General features: G+C 31.8%; 1 protein-coding gene. It reads left to right on the forward strand.

What is annotated here, in order from left to right:
* On the forward strand, window positions 1-211 hold a 211-nt coding region (locus tag V6255_RS18925), incomplete at both ends, for an IucA/IucC family protein (protein WP_341629479.1).

A 211-nucleotide genomic window follows, 5' to 3' on the forward strand; every position in this document is an offset into this window, starting at 1 on the left:
TTACTACCAAGAGCAACAGTCAATCCGCACAATATCTAATATAACGCGAACTAAAAGAAATGATGTAAAACTGCCTATCACTATTTTAAACACTTCTTGCTACAGAGGCATACCAGGTAAATATATTACCTCTGGTGCAGAATTATCTGAATTTATTAAACAGAGTTGTGATCAAGATAGTTTTCTTAGAAAATCAAACTTTAAAGTGATA

It is taken from the genome of Psychromonas arctica, from assembly GCF_038155225.1.
GTDB lineage: Bacteria > Pseudomonadota > Gammaproteobacteria > Enterobacterales > Psychromonadaceae > Psychromonas > Psychromonas arctica_B.